The 281-nt window shown below is 33.1% G+C and carries 1 rRNA gene; it reads left to right on the top strand.

Features of this window, described 5'->3' with window-relative positions:
* Positions 1-211: 211 nt before the first annotated feature.
* A 16S ribosomal RNA gene (locus tag OS173_RS13305) occupies positions 212-281 on the top strand; the annotation flags it as partial.

The raw sequence follows: 281 nt of genomic DNA on the forward strand, positions 1-281 counted from the left end.
GATTCAAAAGAGTAATTTAAAAACTCAAATAGATAACTTGTGTGGGCACTTGAGTTGATGTTAATAAAGGTACAACGACAAAAAGTGACCATAACTATCACGTAATTTCTTAAAATTATATAAGTTAGGTCAAACCGAGAGATTGTCAAAGATTTCTCACAATGAATAAGGTGTTGAAGTTTTAATTTATTAAAATGACAGCATTGTAAATTAATTGAAGAGTTTGATCCTGGCTCAGATTGAACGCTGGCGGTATGCCTAACACATGCAAGTCGAACGGT

Source organism: Marinicella gelatinilytica, assembly GCF_026410405.1.
Taxonomy (GTDB): Bacteria; Pseudomonadota; Gammaproteobacteria; order Xanthomonadales; family Marinicellaceae; genus Marinicella; species Marinicella gelatinilytica.